Below are 15782 nucleotides of genomic sequence, written 5' to 3' on the forward strand. Positions count from 1 at the left end.
TGGGCGGTTTACAACGTAAACCGCTCGGGTAGCCGGACGGCATGCGGGCAGCCGGCGCGACGCGGGTCGACGGCGAGCCGACGGGTCGCCGGAGGAGCTTGGCCCTCCTGGTCGCCGGCCTGGTGCTGGCCGTGGTCCTGCTGCTCCTGCTGCTGGCCCGCTGCGGCGGCGAAGAGCCCGCCGGGGGCTCCGCGGCGGGCGCCGGCGCGACCACCCCGGCGGGCAGCGCCCCGCCGGCGTCCACGTCGGTGTCCCGAGCGAGCGGACGGCCCAGCAGTCTCGTCGCCGCCGACGGCACGGCCGTGCTCGACCCCGCGGCCCCAGCCGACCCCACCGTCGTCCTGTCCCGGGTCTCCGGCCAGACCGTCACCGGGACTGCGGTGCAGGTGCTCTCGGTCCCGGCCGACGAGGGCTTCTGGATCGGCCGCTCGACCAGTCAGCGGCTCTGGGTCCAGCTGACCGGCCCGGCCGGCGGGTCCCCGGACCCGGTGCGTCAGGGGGACCTGGTCGACCTCACCGGCACGGTCGTCGCGCACGACGCCGGCTTCGCCGCGGCAGCCGGCGTGGACGACGCCGGGGGAGCAGCCCAGCTGGTCGCGCAGGGCCAGCACGTCGAGGTCGACCGAGCGGACCTCCAGCTGTCCTGACGGACCAACCCGTCCTCCTCGACGGATCCGGCTCAGTTGGTCGGTGAGTCCAGCAACGCCGCGAGCTCGTCGTCCAGCGTCGCCGTCCCGCGGTCGGTGAGGGCGCGCATGGTGGCCTGCCGCCAGCGGGCCGGCAGCGTCGAGACAGCGGTGGCCAGGCCGACGGCCACCCCGAGCAGCAGGTGCGGGCGCCGCGCGCCGCGCTCCCGCAGCAGCCGGGCCAGCGGCCCGTCGGCCACGGTGACCGCCAGTCCCCAGGCGCCGGTGACCAGCCCCTGGTCCAGCCAGTTCGCCAGCTCGCCGGGGCTCACCGGCTCTGGTTCCACCCCGCGCACCGCGAGCCGGAGCGTGGGCAGCTCCTGGACCGCGGCGTCGAGGGTCGCGGCGGCACCGGCGGCCAGGTACAGCCGCCGGCGGGCGGGCGATCGGGCCGGGTGGTCGAGGGCCGCCTCGGCCAGTCCGACCGACAGGCCGTCGACCGTGCTGCTCACCAGGGCGCGGGCGTGATGGGCCGTGAACGGGGTCACCGGAGAACCGTAGCGACGTCGCCCTGCGGAGGCGCGCGGCGCGGCACCTACGATCGTCCGGTGAGCGTCACCCCCATCCGGATCATGGGCGACCCGGTGCTGCGCACCCCGGCCGCCCCCGTCGTCGACTTCGACGCGGAGCTGCGCCAGCTCGTCGCCGACCTGACCGACACCATGCACGCCGCCGGCGGGGCGGGCATCGCCGCGCCCCAGATCGGCGTCGGCCTGCGCGTCTTCACCTGGTACGTCGACGGCGAGGTCGGTCACCTGGTCAACCCCGACGTCACGCCGGTGGGCGAGGAGACCGAGGAGGACGCCGAGGGCTGCCTGTCGATCCCCGGCTTCCGCTTCGACTGCCGTCGGCACCTCTACGTGGCCGCCACCGGCTGGAACATGCACGGCGAGCCCATCCGGGTCGAGGGCTCGCACAAGCTGGCCCGCGCGATCCAGCACGAGACCGACCACCTCGACGGCGTGCTGTTCGTCGACCGGCTGGACGCCGAGGCCCGCGAGGCGGCGCTGTCGGTGCTGCAGGGTGCTCCGTGGCAGGGGGAGCAGGCCTACCTGCCCGACGGCTCGCCCCTCCCGGCGCCGGTCGTGAAGGTGAGCCCCCACTGAGGCTCCTGTTCGCCGGCACCCCCGCCCCGGCCGTGGTGGCGCTGGACGCGCTGCTCGGGTCGGACCACGAGGTGGTCGCCGTCCTCACCCGGCCCGACGCACCAGCCGGTCGGGGCCGGCGGACCAGCCGCTCCCCGGTGGCCGAGCGGGCCGACGCCGCCGGCATCCCCGTGCTCCAGCCGCGGTCCCCCCGCGAGCCGGAGTTCCTGGAGGCCCTGCGCGACCTCGCCGTCGACTGCGCCCCGGTGGTGGCCTACGGCGCGCTGGTGCCCCCGGCCGCGCTGGACCTGCCCCGGCACGGCTGGGTCAACCTGCACTTCTCCCTGCTGCCCGCCTGGCGCGGTGCTGCCCCGGTGCAGCACGCGGTCATGGCCGGTGACGAGGTCACCGGCGCGGCGACGTTCCAACTGGAGGCCGGCCTGGACACCGGCCCGGTCTTCGGCGTCGTCACCGAGCCGATCGGTGCCCGGGACACCGCCGGCGACCTGCTCGACCGGCTCGCGGTCAGCGGCGCCGGACTGCTCGTCGCCACGCTCGACGGCATCGCCGACGGATCGCTGCGCGCCGAGCCCCAGCCGGCCGAGGGGGTGAGCCTCGCACCGCGGATCGGGACGGCGGACGCGCGGGTCGACTGGACGCTGCCGGCCCACGTGGTCGACCGCCGGGTCCGCGGGGTCACCCCGGCGCCCGGTGCCTGGACCACCTGGCGCGGCGACCGGCTGCGGCTGGCACCGGTCGAGCCGCTGTCGTCCTCGCTGTCGCTGGAGCCGGGCGAGCTGTCGGTCGGCCCGACCGGGGTGCTGGTGGGCACCGGGCGGGGCGCGGTGCGGCTGACCGAGGTCCAGCCGGCGGGCAAGCGGATGCTGCCCGCCCTCGACTGGGCCCGCGGTGCGCGGCCCGAGGCCGGCGAGCGACTGGGCGAGCAGGTGGTCGCATGACCGGCCCGGCCCGGCGCGCCGGTTCCAAGCGGCGCAACGACCCCGGCACCGGCAACCAGCGGCCGCAGTCCCGGCGGCACCGGCCGGTCCTGGACGGTGCCCGGCTCACCGCCTACGACGTGCTCGACGGCGTCTCCAGCCGGGACGCCTACGCCAACCTGCTGCTGCCCCAGCTGCTGCGCGAGCGCCGGCTGGAGCCGCGCGACGCCGCCTTCGCCACCCAGCTCGCCTACGGCGCGCTGCGGGCCACCGGCACCCTGGACGCCGTGCTCACCACCCTGGTCTCCCGGCCGCTGGCCGAGCTGGACCCCAAGGTGCTGGACCTGCTGCGGCTGGGCGCCTACCAGCTCATCGACCTGCGGGTCCCGGCGCACGCTGCGGTCGACACCACGGTGGCGCTCACCCGGGCGATCGTCGGCACCGGTGCCTCGGGCCTGGTGAACGCGGTGCTGCGGAAGGTGGCCGCGGGCGGCGACCGGGCCGCCTGGCTGGAGCGGCTCGCCCCGGCCGACGAGGACGCACGGCTGTCGCTGAGCACCGACCACCCGCGCTGGATCGTCGAGGCCTGGCGGGAGGCGCTGGACGACCCAGCCGAGGTCGAGGCAGCGCTGCTCGCCGACGACGCCGCACCCGAGGTCCACCTGGTCGCCCGGCACGTCGACCGCGACGAGCTGGCCACCGCCTCGGGCGGGGAGCCCGGTCCGTGGTCGCCCTACGCGGTGCGGCTGCCCAGCGGTGACCCCGGCAAGCTGGCCGCCGTCCGGTCCGGGACCGCGGCGGTGCAGGACGAGGGCAGCCAGCTCGCCGCGCTCGCGCTGGTCCGCGCGCCGCTGGAGGGGCCGGACGCCGCCTGGCTCGACATGTGCGCCGGCCCCGGCGGCAAGGCCGGGCTGCTGGCCGCCGTCCGCCCGGCGGGGGTGCGGCTCACCGCCGCCGACCGCAGCGAGCACCGTGCCGAGCTCGTGCGCAACTCCCTCACCGGGGAGGACGACGTCGAGGTGCTGGTCGCCGACGGCACCGAGCCGAGCTGGCCCGCGGGCTCCTTCGACCGGGTGCTGCTCGACGCGCCCTGCACCGGGCTCGGTGCCTTGCGCCGCCGGCCCGAGGTGCGCTGGCGGCGCACCGCGGCCGACGTCGCGCCGCTGGCCGACCTGCAGCGCCGGTTGCTGGACAGCGCGCTGGCCTCGGTGCGGCCCGGGGGAGTGGTGGCCTACGTGACCTGCTCGCCGCACGACGCCGAGACCGTGGACGTCGTGGCGGCGGCCGCGGCGCGCGACGACGTCGAGGTGCTGCCCGTGGCGCCGCTGTTCCCCGAGGTGCCCGGGCTGGCGCGCGGGGCTTCTGCGCAGCTCTGGCCGCACCGGCACGGCACCGACGCGATGTTCATGGCCCTGCTGCGCCGGAGGGCCTGAGCCAGGACTTCCACCGCCTGCGGGTCGCCGGCGACCACGTCCGGTCCCGCGCGCGGACGCAGCGCAGTCGAGCGCGCGCGCCGAGTCACGCCTCCCGCCCGGGTCCCCGCAGGCAGGTTTGCCGGGACCCCCGCCCGCCGATGCAACGAGCCCGCCCAGCAGTCGGCGCGGGCCGCGGACCGGGGGTGGCGATGGCGGACGGGTTCACCGTGGAGGTGCGCCACCGCGACGGTGTCGTGGTGGTGGCCGCCCACGGCGACCTGCGCGGGGACGCCGGGGCGCTGAGCGACCTGGTCGGCCTCGCGGTGCGGGCGCTGGACGACCAGCCCGCGGTCATCTCGATCTGCGACGTCTACGTCCACCACGCCGAGGGCCTGGCCGCCCTGCGCTGGCTGCTGCGCCAGCGGCCGGCGGGGGCGCCGACCGTCGTCATCGCCCGGTCCGCGCAGCGGCGCCGGTTGCACGGGGTCTTCGGCAGCCAGGTGGCCTGGTACCCGGCCGAGCTGCACACCCCGTGGATCGGGGTGACGGCGTCGCTGTCCCACCGGCGGCGGCACCTCAACGGGGACCAGGTCACCGACCCCCACGAGGAGCAGATCAGCCGGCTGCTGTGGGCGGCCGCGCGCGAGCGGGCCGTCGTCCGCGCGGGCTGACGCGCTCGACGGGGTGGCGGGCACGGGCCACCTACGATCTCCCCGTGCCCCGGGAACCCATGATCGCGCCCAGCCTGCTGTCCGCGGACTTCGCCCGGCTCGCCGACGAGGTCCAGCGGATCGCCGCCGCCGACTGGGTGCACGTCGACGTCATGGACGCCCACTTCGTGCCCAACCTGACCCTGGGCCTGCCGGTCGTGCAGGCGATCCAGCGGGTCAGCCCGGTGCCGCTGGACTGCCACCTGATGATCACCGACCCCGAGCGCTGGGCCCCGGGCTACGCCGAGGCCGGCGCGCGCAACGTCACGGTGCACGCCGAGGCGTGCACGGACCCGCGCGCCGTGGCGCGCGACCTCAGGGCCGCCGGGGCCCTCGCCGGGCTGGCGCTCAAGCCGGGCACCCCGCTGGAGACCTACCTCGACGTGCTGCCGGAGTTCGACACCCTGCTGGTGATGACCGTCGAACCCGGCTTCGGTGGCCAGTCCTTCCGGCCCGAGGTGCTCCCGAAGGTCCGGGAGGCCCGCCGGCTGGTGCAGACCGGTCACCTGCGGCTCTTCCTCGAGGTCGACGGCGGCATCAACGCCGACACGATCGCCGAGGCCGCCGAGGCCGGGGCCGACGTCTTCGTGGCGGGGTCGGCCGTCTACGGCGCCGAGGACCCGGCCGCGGCGATCGCCGGACTGCGGGCACTGGCCGCCCGGTGACCCCCGCCGAGCAGGCGGCGATGGCCCGGGCCCGCGAGCTCGGGCTCCGGGTGCTGGGCACCACGAGCCCCAACCCGCCGGTCGGTGCGGTGCTGCTCGACGCCGCCGGCACCGTGGTGGGGGAGGGTGCCACGTCGCCCCCGGGTGGACCGCACGCGGAGGTGCAGGCACTGGCGCAGGCCGGCGAGCGCGCCCGCGGCGGCACCGCCGTGGTCACCCTCGAGCCCTGCGCGCACACCGGCCGCACCGGGCCCTGCGCCGACGCCCTGGTCGCCGCCGGGGTCGCCCGGGTGGTCGTCGCCGTCCCCGAGCCGACCCGGCTCGCCGGTGGCGGGGCCACCCGGCTGCGCGCGGCCGGCATCGACGTCGAGCTCGGCGTCGAGCAGGCCGAGGCGGAGGTCGGTGCGCTCGCCGCCTGGCTCACCGGCGTCACCGAGCACCGGCCGCACGTGGTGTGGAAGGTGGCCAGCACCCTCGACGGCCGGGTCGCCGCGGCCGACGGCTCCAGCCGGTGGATCACCGGACCCGAGGCCCGGGCCGAGGTGCACCGGCTGCGGTCCGGCTGCGACGCCGTGCTGGTCGGCTCCGGGACGGCGCTGGCCGACGACCCGCAGCTCACCGTCCGCGACGCCGACGGCCGCAACGTCGAGCGCCAGCCACTGCGGGTGGTCCTCGACCGCCGCGGCCGGGTGCCGGCCACCGCCCGGGTGCACGACGACGCCGCCCCGACCCTGGTCAGCCGCGCGCCGGACCCCGCCGCCCTGCTCGCCGAGCTCCACGACCGCGACGTCCGCCGGGTGCTGCTCGAGGGCGGTCCCACGCTGGCCGCCGCCTTTCTCGCCGCGGGCCTGGTCGACGAGGCCGTGGTGCACGTCGCACCGCAGCTGCTGGGCGCCGGCGCCTCGCTGGTGGGGGACCTGGGAATCAGCACGATCAGCTCCGCGCTGCACCTGCACGTCACCGATGTCACCCGCCTGGGCGGGGACGTGCAGATCCGGTTGCGGTCCACCCGGCACACTGGGGGACCAGGGACGACCGGCGGAGGGAGCTGAGGTGTTCACCGGGATCGTGGAAGAGGTCGGCAGCCTGGTCGTGCGCGAGGACGGCGCGGACAGCGCCGTGCTGCGCATCCGGGCTCGCAAGGCGCTGGAGGGGGTCGCGCTGGGCGACTCGATCGCGGTCAACGGCGTCTGCCTCACCGTCACCGGTGTGCAGCCCGATCCGGGCGCCACCGACGGGGCGAGCGTCTGGAGCACCGACGTCATGGCCGAGACGCTGCGGCGCAGCAGCCTGGGCGCCGTGCAGGCCGGTGACCCGGTCAACCTCGAGCGCGCCGTCACCCCGCAGACCCGGCTGGGCGGCCACATCGTGCAGGGCCACGTCGACGGGGTGGGCACCGTGGTGTCCCGCACGCCCGGCGACGACTGGGAGGTCGTGCGGATCGCCGTCCCGGCCGACCTGGCCCGCTACGTGGTGGAGAAGGGCTCGATCACCGTCGACGGCGTCTCACTGACGGTGAGCGGTCTGGGCGGGGACGGGCCGACGGACCCAGACCCGGAGCCGTGGTTCGAGGTCAGCCTGATCCCCACCACGCTGCGTGAGACCACCCTGGGCGAGCGCGCTCCCGGTGACACCGTCAACCTGGAGGTGGACGTGATCGCGAAGTACGTCGAGCGACTGTTGGGAGCACGCCGGTGACCGAGGTGCAGAGCGGGTTCCTCCTGGACTCCGTGGAGAGCGCCATCGCGGCGATCAAGAGCGGCCGCCCCGTCGTGGTCATCGACGACGAGGACCGTGAGAACGAGGGCGACCTGATCTTCGCCTCCGAGCTCGCCACCCCCGAGCTGGTGGCCTTCATGGTCCGCTACACCTCGGGCTACATCTGCGTCGCCGTCACCGAGGAGGACGCCGACCGGCTGGACCTGCCACCGATGTTCCGGGTGAACCAGGACCGCCGCGGCACCGCCTACACCGTGACCGTGGACGCCCGGGAGGGCGTGACCACCGGCATCTCGGCGTCGGACCGGGCACTCACCATCCGCACTCTCGCCTCGGCCGAGACCGACGCCGCCGACCTGGCCCGCCCCGGCCACATCGTGCCGCTGCGCGCCAAGGACGGCGGGGTGCTCCGCCGCCCGGGTCACACCGAGGCCGCCGTCGACCTCGCCGTCCTGGCCGGCCTGCGTCCCTCCGGGACGCTGTGCGAGATCGTCAGCGAGAAGGACCCGATCGGCATGGCGCGGGGCGAGGAACTGCGCGTCTTCGCCGACGAGCACGACCTGGTGATGGTGTCGATCGCCGACCTGATCGCCTACCGCAAGCGCTTCGACAAGCTGGTCGAGCGGGTGGCCGAGGCCCGGGTGCCGCTGCGGGCGGGGGAGTTCACCGCCGTGGGCTACCGCAGCTCCTACGACGAGCGCGAGCACGTCGCCTTCGTGTACGGCGACATCGCCGACGGTGCCGACGTCCTGGTCCGGGTGCACTCCGAGTGCCTGACCGGGGACGTGTTCGGCTCGCTGCGCTGCGACTGCGGCCCCCAGCTGGACGCCGCGCTGGCCGCCGTCGCGCACGAGGGCCGCGGCGTCGTCCTCTACATCCGCGGGCACGAGGGCCGGGGGATCGGCCTGCTCCACAAGCTGCAGGCCTACCAGCTGCAGGACACCGGCGTGGACACCGTCGACGCCAACCTCGACCTCGGCCTGCCCGCCGACGCCCGCGACTACGGCACCGGCGCGCAGATCCTGGTCGACCTCGGCGTGCACACCATGCGGCTGCTGACCAACAACCCGGCCAAGCGTGCCGGGCTGGAGGGCTACGGTCTCAAGATCACCGGCCGGGTCTCGCTGCCCACGCACGTGACGGCGGACAACGTCGGCTACCTGCGCACCAAGCGGGACCGGATGGGACACCTGTTGGAGATCATCGAACCGGACGGCCCCGCGGCCGCCGAGGGGAGCGACGTCCCGATGCGCCAGAACGAGCAGCCCGCATGAGCGGCTCCGGAGCGCCCGCCCAGCAGCCGGTCGACGGCGCGGGCCTGACCCTGGGCATCGTGGCCACCACCTGGCACGCGGAGATCACCGAGTCGCTGCTGCGCCGGGCCGTGGCCTGCGCCGAGGCCTCGGGCGTTCCCACGCCGACCGTCGTCCGGGTGCCCGGCGCCCTCGAGCTGCCCGTGGTCGCCCAGGCGCTGGCCGCCACCCACGACGCCGTCGTCGCCCTCGGCGTCGTGGTGCGCGGCGGGACCCCGCACTTCGAGTACGTCTGCGACTCCTTCACCGCCGGGCTGACCCGCGTCGCGCTGGACTCGGGCAAGCCGGTGGGCAACGGCGTGCTCACCACCGAGGGAGAGCAGCAGGCCCGCGACCGGGCCGGCATGGACGACTCGGCCGAGGACAAGGGCTGGGAGGCGACCGCCGCCGCGCTGCAGACCGCGCTGGTCCTGCGCGACCTGCGCACCCCCCGGCAGAGCACCGGCTTCGGCGTGGCGCAGGCGTGAAGTCCTTCGACGAGCTCTTCACCGAGCTGAGCGGCAAGGTGGCGGCCGGCGACCCCACCTCGGGCACGGTCACCGCCGTGCGGGACGGCGTGCACGCCGCCGGCAAGAAGGTCGTCGAGGAGGCCGCCGAGTCCTGGATGGCCGCCGAGTTCGAGGACGCCGGCCGGACGGCGGAGGAGATCAGCCAGCTCCTCTACCGGGTCCAGGTGCTGATGCTGACGCGTGGGCTGTCGCTGGACGACGTCTACGCTCACCTGTGATTACCGCCCGCAACCCCCGCTAGGAGCTCCCTCGTGCTGCGCGTCGCCGTCCCGAACAAGGGCGTCCTGAGCGAACCCGCGGCGGCGATGCTCGCCGAGAGCGGGTACCGGCAGCGCCGCACCACCAGCGAGCTGGCGGTGTACGACCCGGAGAACGACACCGAGTTCTTCTACCTCCGGCCGCGGGACATCGCCGTCTACGTCGCCGCCGGCACCCTGGACGTCGGGATCACCGGGCGCGACATGCTGCTGGAGACCACGCGGACCGACGGCGAGGGCACGGTCGCCGCCGAGGTCATGCCGCTGGGCTTCGGCCGCTCGTCCTTCCGCTTCGCCAGCCCGGCCGACTCCCCGGTCGACGAGGTCGCCAAGCTCGAGGGCAGGCGGATCGCCACCGCCTACCCGGGGCTGCTGCAGCGCTTCCTGGACGAGACGGGCATGAAGGCCTCGGTGGTCAAGCTGGACGGCGCGGTGGAGACCGCCTGCCGGCTCGGTGTCGCCGACGCGGTCTGCGACGTCGTGGAGACCGGGACGACGCTGCGCGCCGCCGGCCTGCGGATCATCGGCGACCCGGTGCTGGCCAGCGAGGCGGTGCTGGTCCGCCGGGCTGGTGCCGAGGACGTCCCCGCCGTCGCCCAGCTGCGCCGCCGGCTGCAGGGCGTCCTGGTCGCCCGGCGCTACGTGATGCTCGACTACGACTGCCCGGACGAGATCCTGGCCCAGGCCACCGCCATCACCCCCGGTCTCGAGGGGCCGACGGTCAGCCCGCTGCAGACCGAGAACTGGTCCGCCGTGCGCGCCATGGTGCTCAAGGACGACACCAACCGGGTGATGGACGAGCTGTGGGAGCTCGGCGCGCGGGCGATCCTGGTCACCAGCATCGCCGCCTCCCGCATCTGAAAGGACCCCCGTGCCCCCCGCCACTCGCAGGCTCGCGGCGGGACCCTGCACGGGGGCCGCCGTGCCCCCCGCCACTCGCAGGCTCGCGGCGGGACCCTGCACGGGGGCCGGCGGGGCCCTGGAGCACCGTTCCCGCACGTCACCGGGCATCCCGGCGGCCGTGGTCCTCGGCGCGCTGACCGTGCTGCTCTCCGCCTGCGGGTCGGACGGCGGCACCGCCGCGGGGCCGTCGTCGGCTCCGTCGTCCACCGCGCCGGCGACCGGGGAGCTGGTCGTCGTCCTGGACCGCGGGGAGGGTGCGCAGCCCGAGCGCTACACGCTGAGCTGCGCCGAGCCGGTGACCGGCGACCTGCCGGACCCGGCCGGGACCTGTGCCCACCTGCAGGGCCTGGCCGACCCCTTCGCGGCCATCCCCGGCGACCAGGTGTGCAGCCAGCAGTACGGCGGGCCGCAGACCGCGCACGTCACCGGCCGGTGGGCCGGGGACGACGTCGACCTGCTGCTCGCCCGCACCAACGGCTGCCAGCTGGCGCAGTGGGCCTCCCTGGGCCCGCTGCTCCCCGGCCCGGGCGGCTGACCCGGGCCGCTGCGGTCAGCGCGGGCGGGTGGTGCGGTCCACCAGGTCGATGGCGGTGCACAGCCCCAGCCCGAGAGCCCGGCCGCTGGTCGAACCGGTCGCCAGCAGCGCCCGGATCGCCGGGGCGAGCGCCCCGTCGCCGACCAGTCCGCGGAGCACCGCGGCGAACTCGCCACTGACCCGACCGGCCGCGGCGTGCCGCAGCAGTGCCCGGGAGAGCTCGGTGGTCCGGCCGGCGGCCAGCGCGGTCACCCCGGCGCCGAAGCGCTCGGCCGCCGGATGGCCGAGCAGCACCAGGCCGGCGGTGGTCCCGGCCAGCACGTCGTCGCCGGCCGGGGTCAGCCCGGGGCCGAGCCCGACGAGCCGGGTGGCGGTGCGCAGCGCGGCGTCGAGGTCGGCGCGGCGAACCGCGCCCCGCAGCGCTGCGAGCGGGCCGCTGGGGCCGCTGGGCAAGCCGGGCAGCACGAACGCGCTGTGCGGCACGCCCTCGCCGTAGAGCGCCGCGCGCAACTGGCGCACGCCCTCGGGCAGCAGCGCCGGCTGCGCGGTGGGCAGCTTGGGCCGGGGGTCCCACCAGGACGCGGCGCTCACCGTCAGGTCGCCGACGACCAGCCGGCCACCGCCCACCTGCGCGGGTGCGCCACTGGGCACCGACACCAGTGGCCGCCCGTTCGAGGGCCGGAACAGCACGCAGCCCAGCGGCAGCCGGGCCGCGTCGGAGGTCAGCACGCCGACGACGTCGGGACCTGCGGGCGTCTGCACCGTGAGGTACACCGCGGCCGGGACGCTGAGCAGCACCCGGGCCGACCGGACGGGGCCACGGAGCAGTTCGGCGATGCCGGTGCTGGCCTGGGCGGGCACGGAAGCCCGGCCGGGGCCCGATCCGTGCCGCTCCGTCGTGTGTGGCAGGTGGATCGTGGGTACACCCGCCCGCGACGCCCGCCCGGAGTGCGGAGTGCCGTGGGTCGTGGTCTGCTGGGTACCCGCGGCCGTCTGTCCGCCGGTGCTCTCGTAGGTGCGCATGTGCCCTCCACCCGTGCGGTCGACGGAGCCCTTCTCGGGCTGACCCCGTCCCGGTCCTCTCCGCCGGACGGTGGTCGACCGACCCGCGGGAACACAGGCGGCCTACCATCCGAGCCGGCACAGGTCCCGGGCAACGAACCTAGGTGGCGCGTCCCCGATGCCTGTATGGCGATTCTCGCCAAGCTCGGCTACTGCCGTCCAGAGACGTCTGACAGAATCTCGCGCAGATGTCTCGTGCGCGGTGTTTTGGGGGTACGTACAGTGACTGAACGTGAGGCATCCGTGATCTACGCCGCTCAGAGCGATCGAGCAGCTACTTTCAGTACCGTGTCAGCGTCCGCGGAACCGGTGCTGTCGCAGGTCGCCCCGGCGGACCGGAGCACCCTGCAGGACAGCATGGGGCTGACCGTCGACCAGCTGCTGGAGCTCCCCGGCCTCGAGGGCTCGATCGTCGTCGGCGGCGCCACGGGCACCCGGCGGATCGTGCGGCACGTCGCCGTCGACGACCCGGCGCAGCCGCTGGCCGGGGCCGGCCCGGACGTGCTGGTCGTGCTGGCCGGCCGGTTGCCGCAGGCGGACCCGGCGCAGAGCCGGGCGCTCATCGAGCGGTTGCACCGCGGCGGCAACGGCGCGCTGGCCTACCGCTCGGAGGTCGGTGCGGCCAGCGTGGCGGGGGAGATGCCGGCCGAGGTCCTCGCCGAGGCCGACCGCCGCGGTTTCCCGGTGCTCGCGCTGCCCAGCAGCACCCGGCTCGACGAGGTCGTGGCCGAGGTGCTCGGCGCGATCATCGACAAGCAGACCCAGGCGCTCTCGCTCGCCAACCGGATGCACAACCAGTTCATCGACGTCGCGCTGTCCGGTGGGGGGCTGGCCGAGGTGACCGCCCAGGCGTCCACCATCCTCGCCGGCGCCGCGGTGCTGGGGCTCGGGCCGGACCGCGAGGTCGCGTTCAGCGCCGGACCGCCGGAGGAGGTCACGGAGATCCGTGACTGGCTGTGGCTGCTGGACGCGGCGGCGGACGACGCCTTCGCCGACCTGACGCCGTCCCGGCGGCTGTCGGGCAACCGGGCCGACCAGAGCGTGGTCACCCCGGCGGACGTGCTCGCCGACGCCGACCTGTCGCCCGCTGACGGCATCCTGCTCGTCCCCGGGCACCACGAGCTGCCCGGCGGTACCGGCGAGTACGCCGTCGCGCCGATCATGGCCGGTGAGCAGCGGCACGGCTGGCTGGTCGCGGTCAACCGGCACGGCCCGATGCTGCTGGGTGCGGGGGCGGTCCTCGAGCAGGCCGCTGTCATCGCCGCGCTGTCGGAGATCCGCTCGCAGGCCGTGCACTCGGTCGAGCTGCGCTTCCAGGGTGACCTGGTGCGCCGGCTGGTCGGCGGCGTCGTCGGGCACACCGAGCGGACCCTGGCCTACACCCGGTCCTTCGGCTGGCGGCTGGACGGACCGGTCGTGGTCCTGGTGAGCGGCACCGAGACGGTGGCCGATGCCAGCGCCGACCCGACCCGGGCCCTGGACGTGCTCGACCGCCTCGCCGACGGCTGGCGCGCCGCGGTGGACGCCGAGGTGGCCGGCGCTGCGGTGGCCGGGCTGGCGACCGAGATCGTCACCGTGCTGCCGCTGGACGGGCGCAGCCCCGAGGAGCTCTCCGCCCTGGTCGCCGCGGTCACCGCCCGGGTCAACGCGCGACTGCGCCGGGTCGGCCGGTTGCTGGGCACCGGCATCGGGCGCCCGGCGGAGTCGCTGTCCGCGCTGGCCGAGGCCTACCAGCAGGCGCAGCGCGCGCTGGTCGTGGGCCAGGAGATCCACGGCGGGCACGCCGTCACCCACTTTGACCAGCTCGGGGTGTTCCGGCTGCTGTCGCTGATCCCGGACAGCAACGAGCTGCGCTCCTACGTCGACGAGGTGCTCGGGCCGTTGGCCGACTCCGGTGACGCGGACTCGACCGACCTGCGGGACACGCTGCGGGTGCTGCTGGAGACCAACCTCAACGTCGCGGAGTCCGCGCGCCGGCTGCACTTCCACTACAACACGATGCGGTACCGGATCGGCAAGCTGGAGCGGCTGCTCGGGCCCTTCACCACCGACCCCACGCTACGGCTGAACCTGCTGCTCGCCCTGCACGCGGCACGCATGCGCGGGCTGGACCAGCCGCACCGTCCACCGGTGGAGAGCATCGCGGCCCTGGTGCTGGACGACGGCCTGGAGTCCCTGGTCTGACGAAGGACCTCGTCCCTCCCCACGCCACGCTGCGCGCGCCGCGGGCCCCTGGGACGAGGCCGTGGTCGGGAGCCCGTCGCTGGACGAAACAGGAACGTGACACCAGGCCTCTGGTGTCGGCGCGTCCGGTCTGCCACTGTGCGATTCCTCAGCGCTGAGCTACTTGGCTCAGCGTCCGCTCGAGGAGGACCTGATGGCGTTGGGCTGGAAGCTGTACGGGGATGGCAAGACCCCGCCGGTAGGGGAGTCGGTGGCGCCGGACGAACGGCTCTCCTGGCCGCGCACGATCGGGATCGGCGCCCAGCACGTCGTCGCGATGTTCGGTGCGACGTTCGTCTTCCCGCTGATCATGGGGCTGGACCCAAACCTCGCGATCATGATGAGCGGTGTCGCGACCATCGTCTTCCTGCTCGTCGTCAAGGGGCAGGTGCCCTCCTACCTGGGCACCAGCGCCGCCTTCGTCGGCGGCGTGCTGGCGATCCGGGCCAACGGCGGGAGCTCCGGCGACGTCGTGGGGGCGATCCTCGTCTCCGGCGTCGTGCTCGCGCTGGTCGGCCTGCTCATCCAGGCCGCCGGGCCGCGGCTGGTCAACAAGGTCCTGCCGCCGGCGGTGACCGGCGCCGTCGTGCTCATCATCGGGTTCAACCTGGCGCCGGTCGTCGCCAACACCTACTGGCCGCAGGACCAGTGGGTCGGGCTGGCGACGATGGTCTTCGTCATCCTCGCCTCGCTGCTGCTGCGCGGCTTCTGGGCCCGCATCTCGATCCTGCTCGGCCTGGTCTTCGGGTACCTGCTCTCCGCCCTGCTGGACGCCACGGCAGGTCCGATCACGTCGGTCCTCGGGGGCGCCACCGAGGCGACCACGCACGACCGGCTGGACCTCTCCGGCGTCGGGTCGGCGGACTGGGTCGGGCTGCCGGACTTCACCGCGCCGCACTTCTCGGTGAACTTCAGCCTGCTGGTGCTGCCGGCGGTCATCGCGTTGATCGCGGAGAACGCCGGTCACGTCAAGGCGGTCGCGGCGATGACCAAGCGCGACCTCGACCCGGTGATGGGCCGGGCGATCTTCGCCGACGGTCTGGGCACCGTCATCGCGACCTCGGTGGGTGGGTCGCCGACCACCACGTACGCGGAGAACATCGGCGTCATGGCCGCTACCCGGGTCTACTCCACCGCGGCCTACTACGTCGCCGCGGTCGTGGCGCTGCTGCTCGGCCTCTGCCCGAAGTTCGGTGCGCTGGTCAACGCGATCCCCGGTGGGGTGCTCGGCGGGATCACCGTCGTCCTCTACGGGATGATCGGCCTGCTCGGCGCCAAGATCTGGAAGGAGAACCGGGTCGACTTCGCCAACCCGATCAACCTGGTGCCGCTGGCGGCCGGGATCATCATCGGGATCGGCAACGTCAACCTGGTCTTCAGCGACGAGTACTCCCTCGGCGGCATCGCGCTCGGGTCGATCGTCGCGGTGGCGGGCTGGCACCTGGCACGGTCCGTCGCGCCAGCCGAGATGCGGGCGGCGCTCGCCGCCGAGGACGGCTTCGCGGGCGGCACCGGGCCGGCTCTGGGCTCCTCCGGCCGGCACACGGTGGACGCGGGCGGGGCGGACCCCTCCGACCTCGACCGGCAGGACCACCGGCGCTGATCGTCCGTCCCAGCCGGCCCGGCTCCCGTCCCCGGGAGCCGGGCCGGTCCGTGTCCGGAGGAGGACGCCAGGACCGCGGGGATCGACGAGCCGGACCGCCGGGGACGCACCGGCCTGGACCGGGTGGGCCGGGACCTCACCGCAACGGCGTCCGGGTGC

General features: G+C 75.2%; 17 protein-coding genes. 15 read left to right on the forward strand and 2 right to left on the reverse strand.

The genetic code is table 11. From position 1 onward, the window contains the following. The first annotated feature begins 98 nt into the window (after positions 1–98). Positions 99–647, forward strand: a complete 549-nt coding sequence (locus FHL79_RS11985) for a hypothetical protein (protein ID WP_138758823.1) — start codon at positions 99–101, stop codon at positions 645–647. A 32-nt stretch (positions 648–679) separates the two neighbouring features. Here the strand turns inward: FHL79_RS11985 and FHL79_RS11990 are convergent, their stop codons facing one another. Beyond that, on the reverse strand, positions 680–1174 hold the full coding sequence (locus FHL79_RS11990; protein WP_138758824.1) for a hypothetical protein: 495 nt from the start codon (positions 1172–1174) through the stop codon (positions 680–682). 60 nt (positions 1175–1234) lie between these two features. On the opposite strand from FHL79_RS11990, the gene def reads away from it, so the two are divergent. From def to FHL79_RS12050, 12 genes are all read left to right on the forward strand, one after another. Next, the gene (gene def, locus FHL79_RS11995; RefSeq protein WP_026845064.1) at positions 1235–1792 is read left to right on the forward strand and encodes a peptide deformylase; all 558 of its coding nucleotides are present in this window, start codon (positions 1235–1237) and stop codon (positions 1790–1792) included. Positions 1793–1797: 5 nt separating this feature from the next. Continuing rightward, positions 1798–2730 (forward strand): methionyl-tRNA formyltransferase, encoded by a 933-nt coding sequence (fmt, locus tag FHL79_RS12000; protein WP_218938442.1) that lies wholly within the window; start codon positions 1798–1800, stop codon positions 2728–2730. Next, positions 2727–4142, forward strand: a complete 1416-nt coding sequence (locus FHL79_RS12005) for an RsmB/NOP family class I SAM-dependent RNA methyltransferase (RefSeq protein ID WP_138758825.1) — start codon at positions 2727–2729, stop codon at positions 4140–4142. The genes fmt and FHL79_RS12005 overlap by 4 nt, the downstream gene beginning before the upstream one ends. A gap of 185 nt (positions 4143–4327) precedes the next feature. Beyond that, a complete protein-coding gene (locus tag FHL79_RS12010; protein ID WP_138758826.1) occupies positions 4328–4795 on the forward strand; it encodes a hypothetical protein in 468 nt (155 codons plus the stop codon). A 44-nt stretch (positions 4796–4839) separates the two neighbouring features. After that, positions 4840–5499, forward strand: a complete 660-nt coding sequence (gene rpe, locus FHL79_RS12015) for a ribulose-phosphate 3-epimerase (protein ID WP_246080687.1) — start codon at positions 4840–4842, stop codon at positions 5497–5499. Further along, complete coding sequence (gene ribD / locus FHL79_RS12020) at positions 5496–6551, forward strand: bifunctional diaminohydroxyphosphoribosylaminopyrimidine deaminase/5-amino-6-(5-phosphoribosylamino)uracil reductase RibD (protein ID WP_218938439.1); 1056 nt, start codon at positions 5496–5498, stop codon at positions 6549–6551. Before rpe ends, ribD begins: the two co-directional genes overlap by 4 nt. Before the next feature lies 1 nt (position 6552). Further along, a complete protein-coding gene (locus FHL79_RS12025; protein WP_138758827.1) occupies positions 6553–7197 on the forward strand; it encodes a riboflavin synthase in 645 nt (214 codons plus the stop codon). Then, complete coding sequence (locus FHL79_RS12030) at positions 7194–8492, forward strand: bifunctional 3,4-dihydroxy-2-butanone-4-phosphate synthase/GTP cyclohydrolase II (RefSeq protein ID WP_138758828.1); 1299 nt, start codon at positions 7194–7196, stop codon at positions 8490–8492. The genes FHL79_RS12025 and FHL79_RS12030 overlap by 4 nt, the downstream gene beginning before the upstream one ends. Further along, on the forward strand, positions 8489–8998 hold the full coding sequence (gene ribH, locus FHL79_RS12035) for a 6,7-dimethyl-8-ribityllumazine synthase (RefSeq protein WP_138758829.1): 510 nt from the start codon (positions 8489–8491) through the stop codon (positions 8996–8998). Before FHL79_RS12030 ends, ribH begins: the two co-directional genes overlap by 4 nt. Continuing rightward, the gene (locus tag FHL79_RS12040; RefSeq protein WP_138758830.1) at positions 8995–9258 is read left to right on the forward strand and encodes a phosphoribosyl-ATP diphosphatase; all 264 of its coding nucleotides are present in this window, start codon (positions 8995–8997) and stop codon (positions 9256–9258) included. Before ribH ends, FHL79_RS12040 begins: the two co-directional genes overlap by 4 nt. Before the next feature lie 33 nt (positions 9259–9291). Next, complete coding sequence (hisG, locus tag FHL79_RS12045; protein ID WP_138758831.1) at positions 9292–10158, forward strand: ATP phosphoribosyltransferase; 867 nt, start codon at positions 9292–9294, stop codon at positions 10156–10158. 160 nt (positions 10159–10318) lie between these two features. After that, on the forward strand, positions 10319–10735 hold the full coding sequence (locus FHL79_RS12050; protein ID WP_171058136.1) for an SSI family serine proteinase inhibitor: 417 nt from the start codon (positions 10319–10321) through the stop codon (positions 10733–10735). A gap of 15 nt (positions 10736–10750) precedes the next feature. Here FHL79_RS12050 and FHL79_RS12055 read toward each other — a convergent pair whose 3' ends face one another. After that, positions 10751–11758, reverse strand: coding sequence for an oxamate carbamoyltransferase subunit AllH family protein (locus tag FHL79_RS12055; protein ID WP_138758833.1), 1008 nt, complete (start codon positions 11756–11758; stop codon positions 10751–10753). A gap of 327 nt (positions 11759–12085) precedes the next feature. On the opposite strand from FHL79_RS12055, the gene FHL79_RS12060 reads away from it, so the two are divergent. Together FHL79_RS12060 and FHL79_RS12065 are read left to right on the forward strand one after the other, a co-directional pair. After that, entirely contained in the window at positions 12086–13981 is a 1896-nt protein-coding gene (locus tag FHL79_RS12060) for a PucR family transcriptional regulator (protein WP_246080689.1), read from the forward strand. A gap of 193 nt (positions 13982–14174) precedes the next feature. Then, positions 14175–15623, forward strand: coding sequence for a uracil-xanthine permease family protein (locus tag FHL79_RS12065; protein WP_138758835.1), 1449 nt, complete (start codon positions 14175–14177; stop codon positions 15621–15623). The last annotated feature ends 159 nt before the right edge of the window (positions 15624–15782 follow it).

This window comes from Modestobacter altitudinis, assembly GCF_005930475.1.
In the GTDB taxonomy this organism is placed as follows: domain Bacteria; phylum Actinomycetota; class Actinomycetes; order Mycobacteriales; family Geodermatophilaceae; genus Modestobacter; species Modestobacter altitudinis.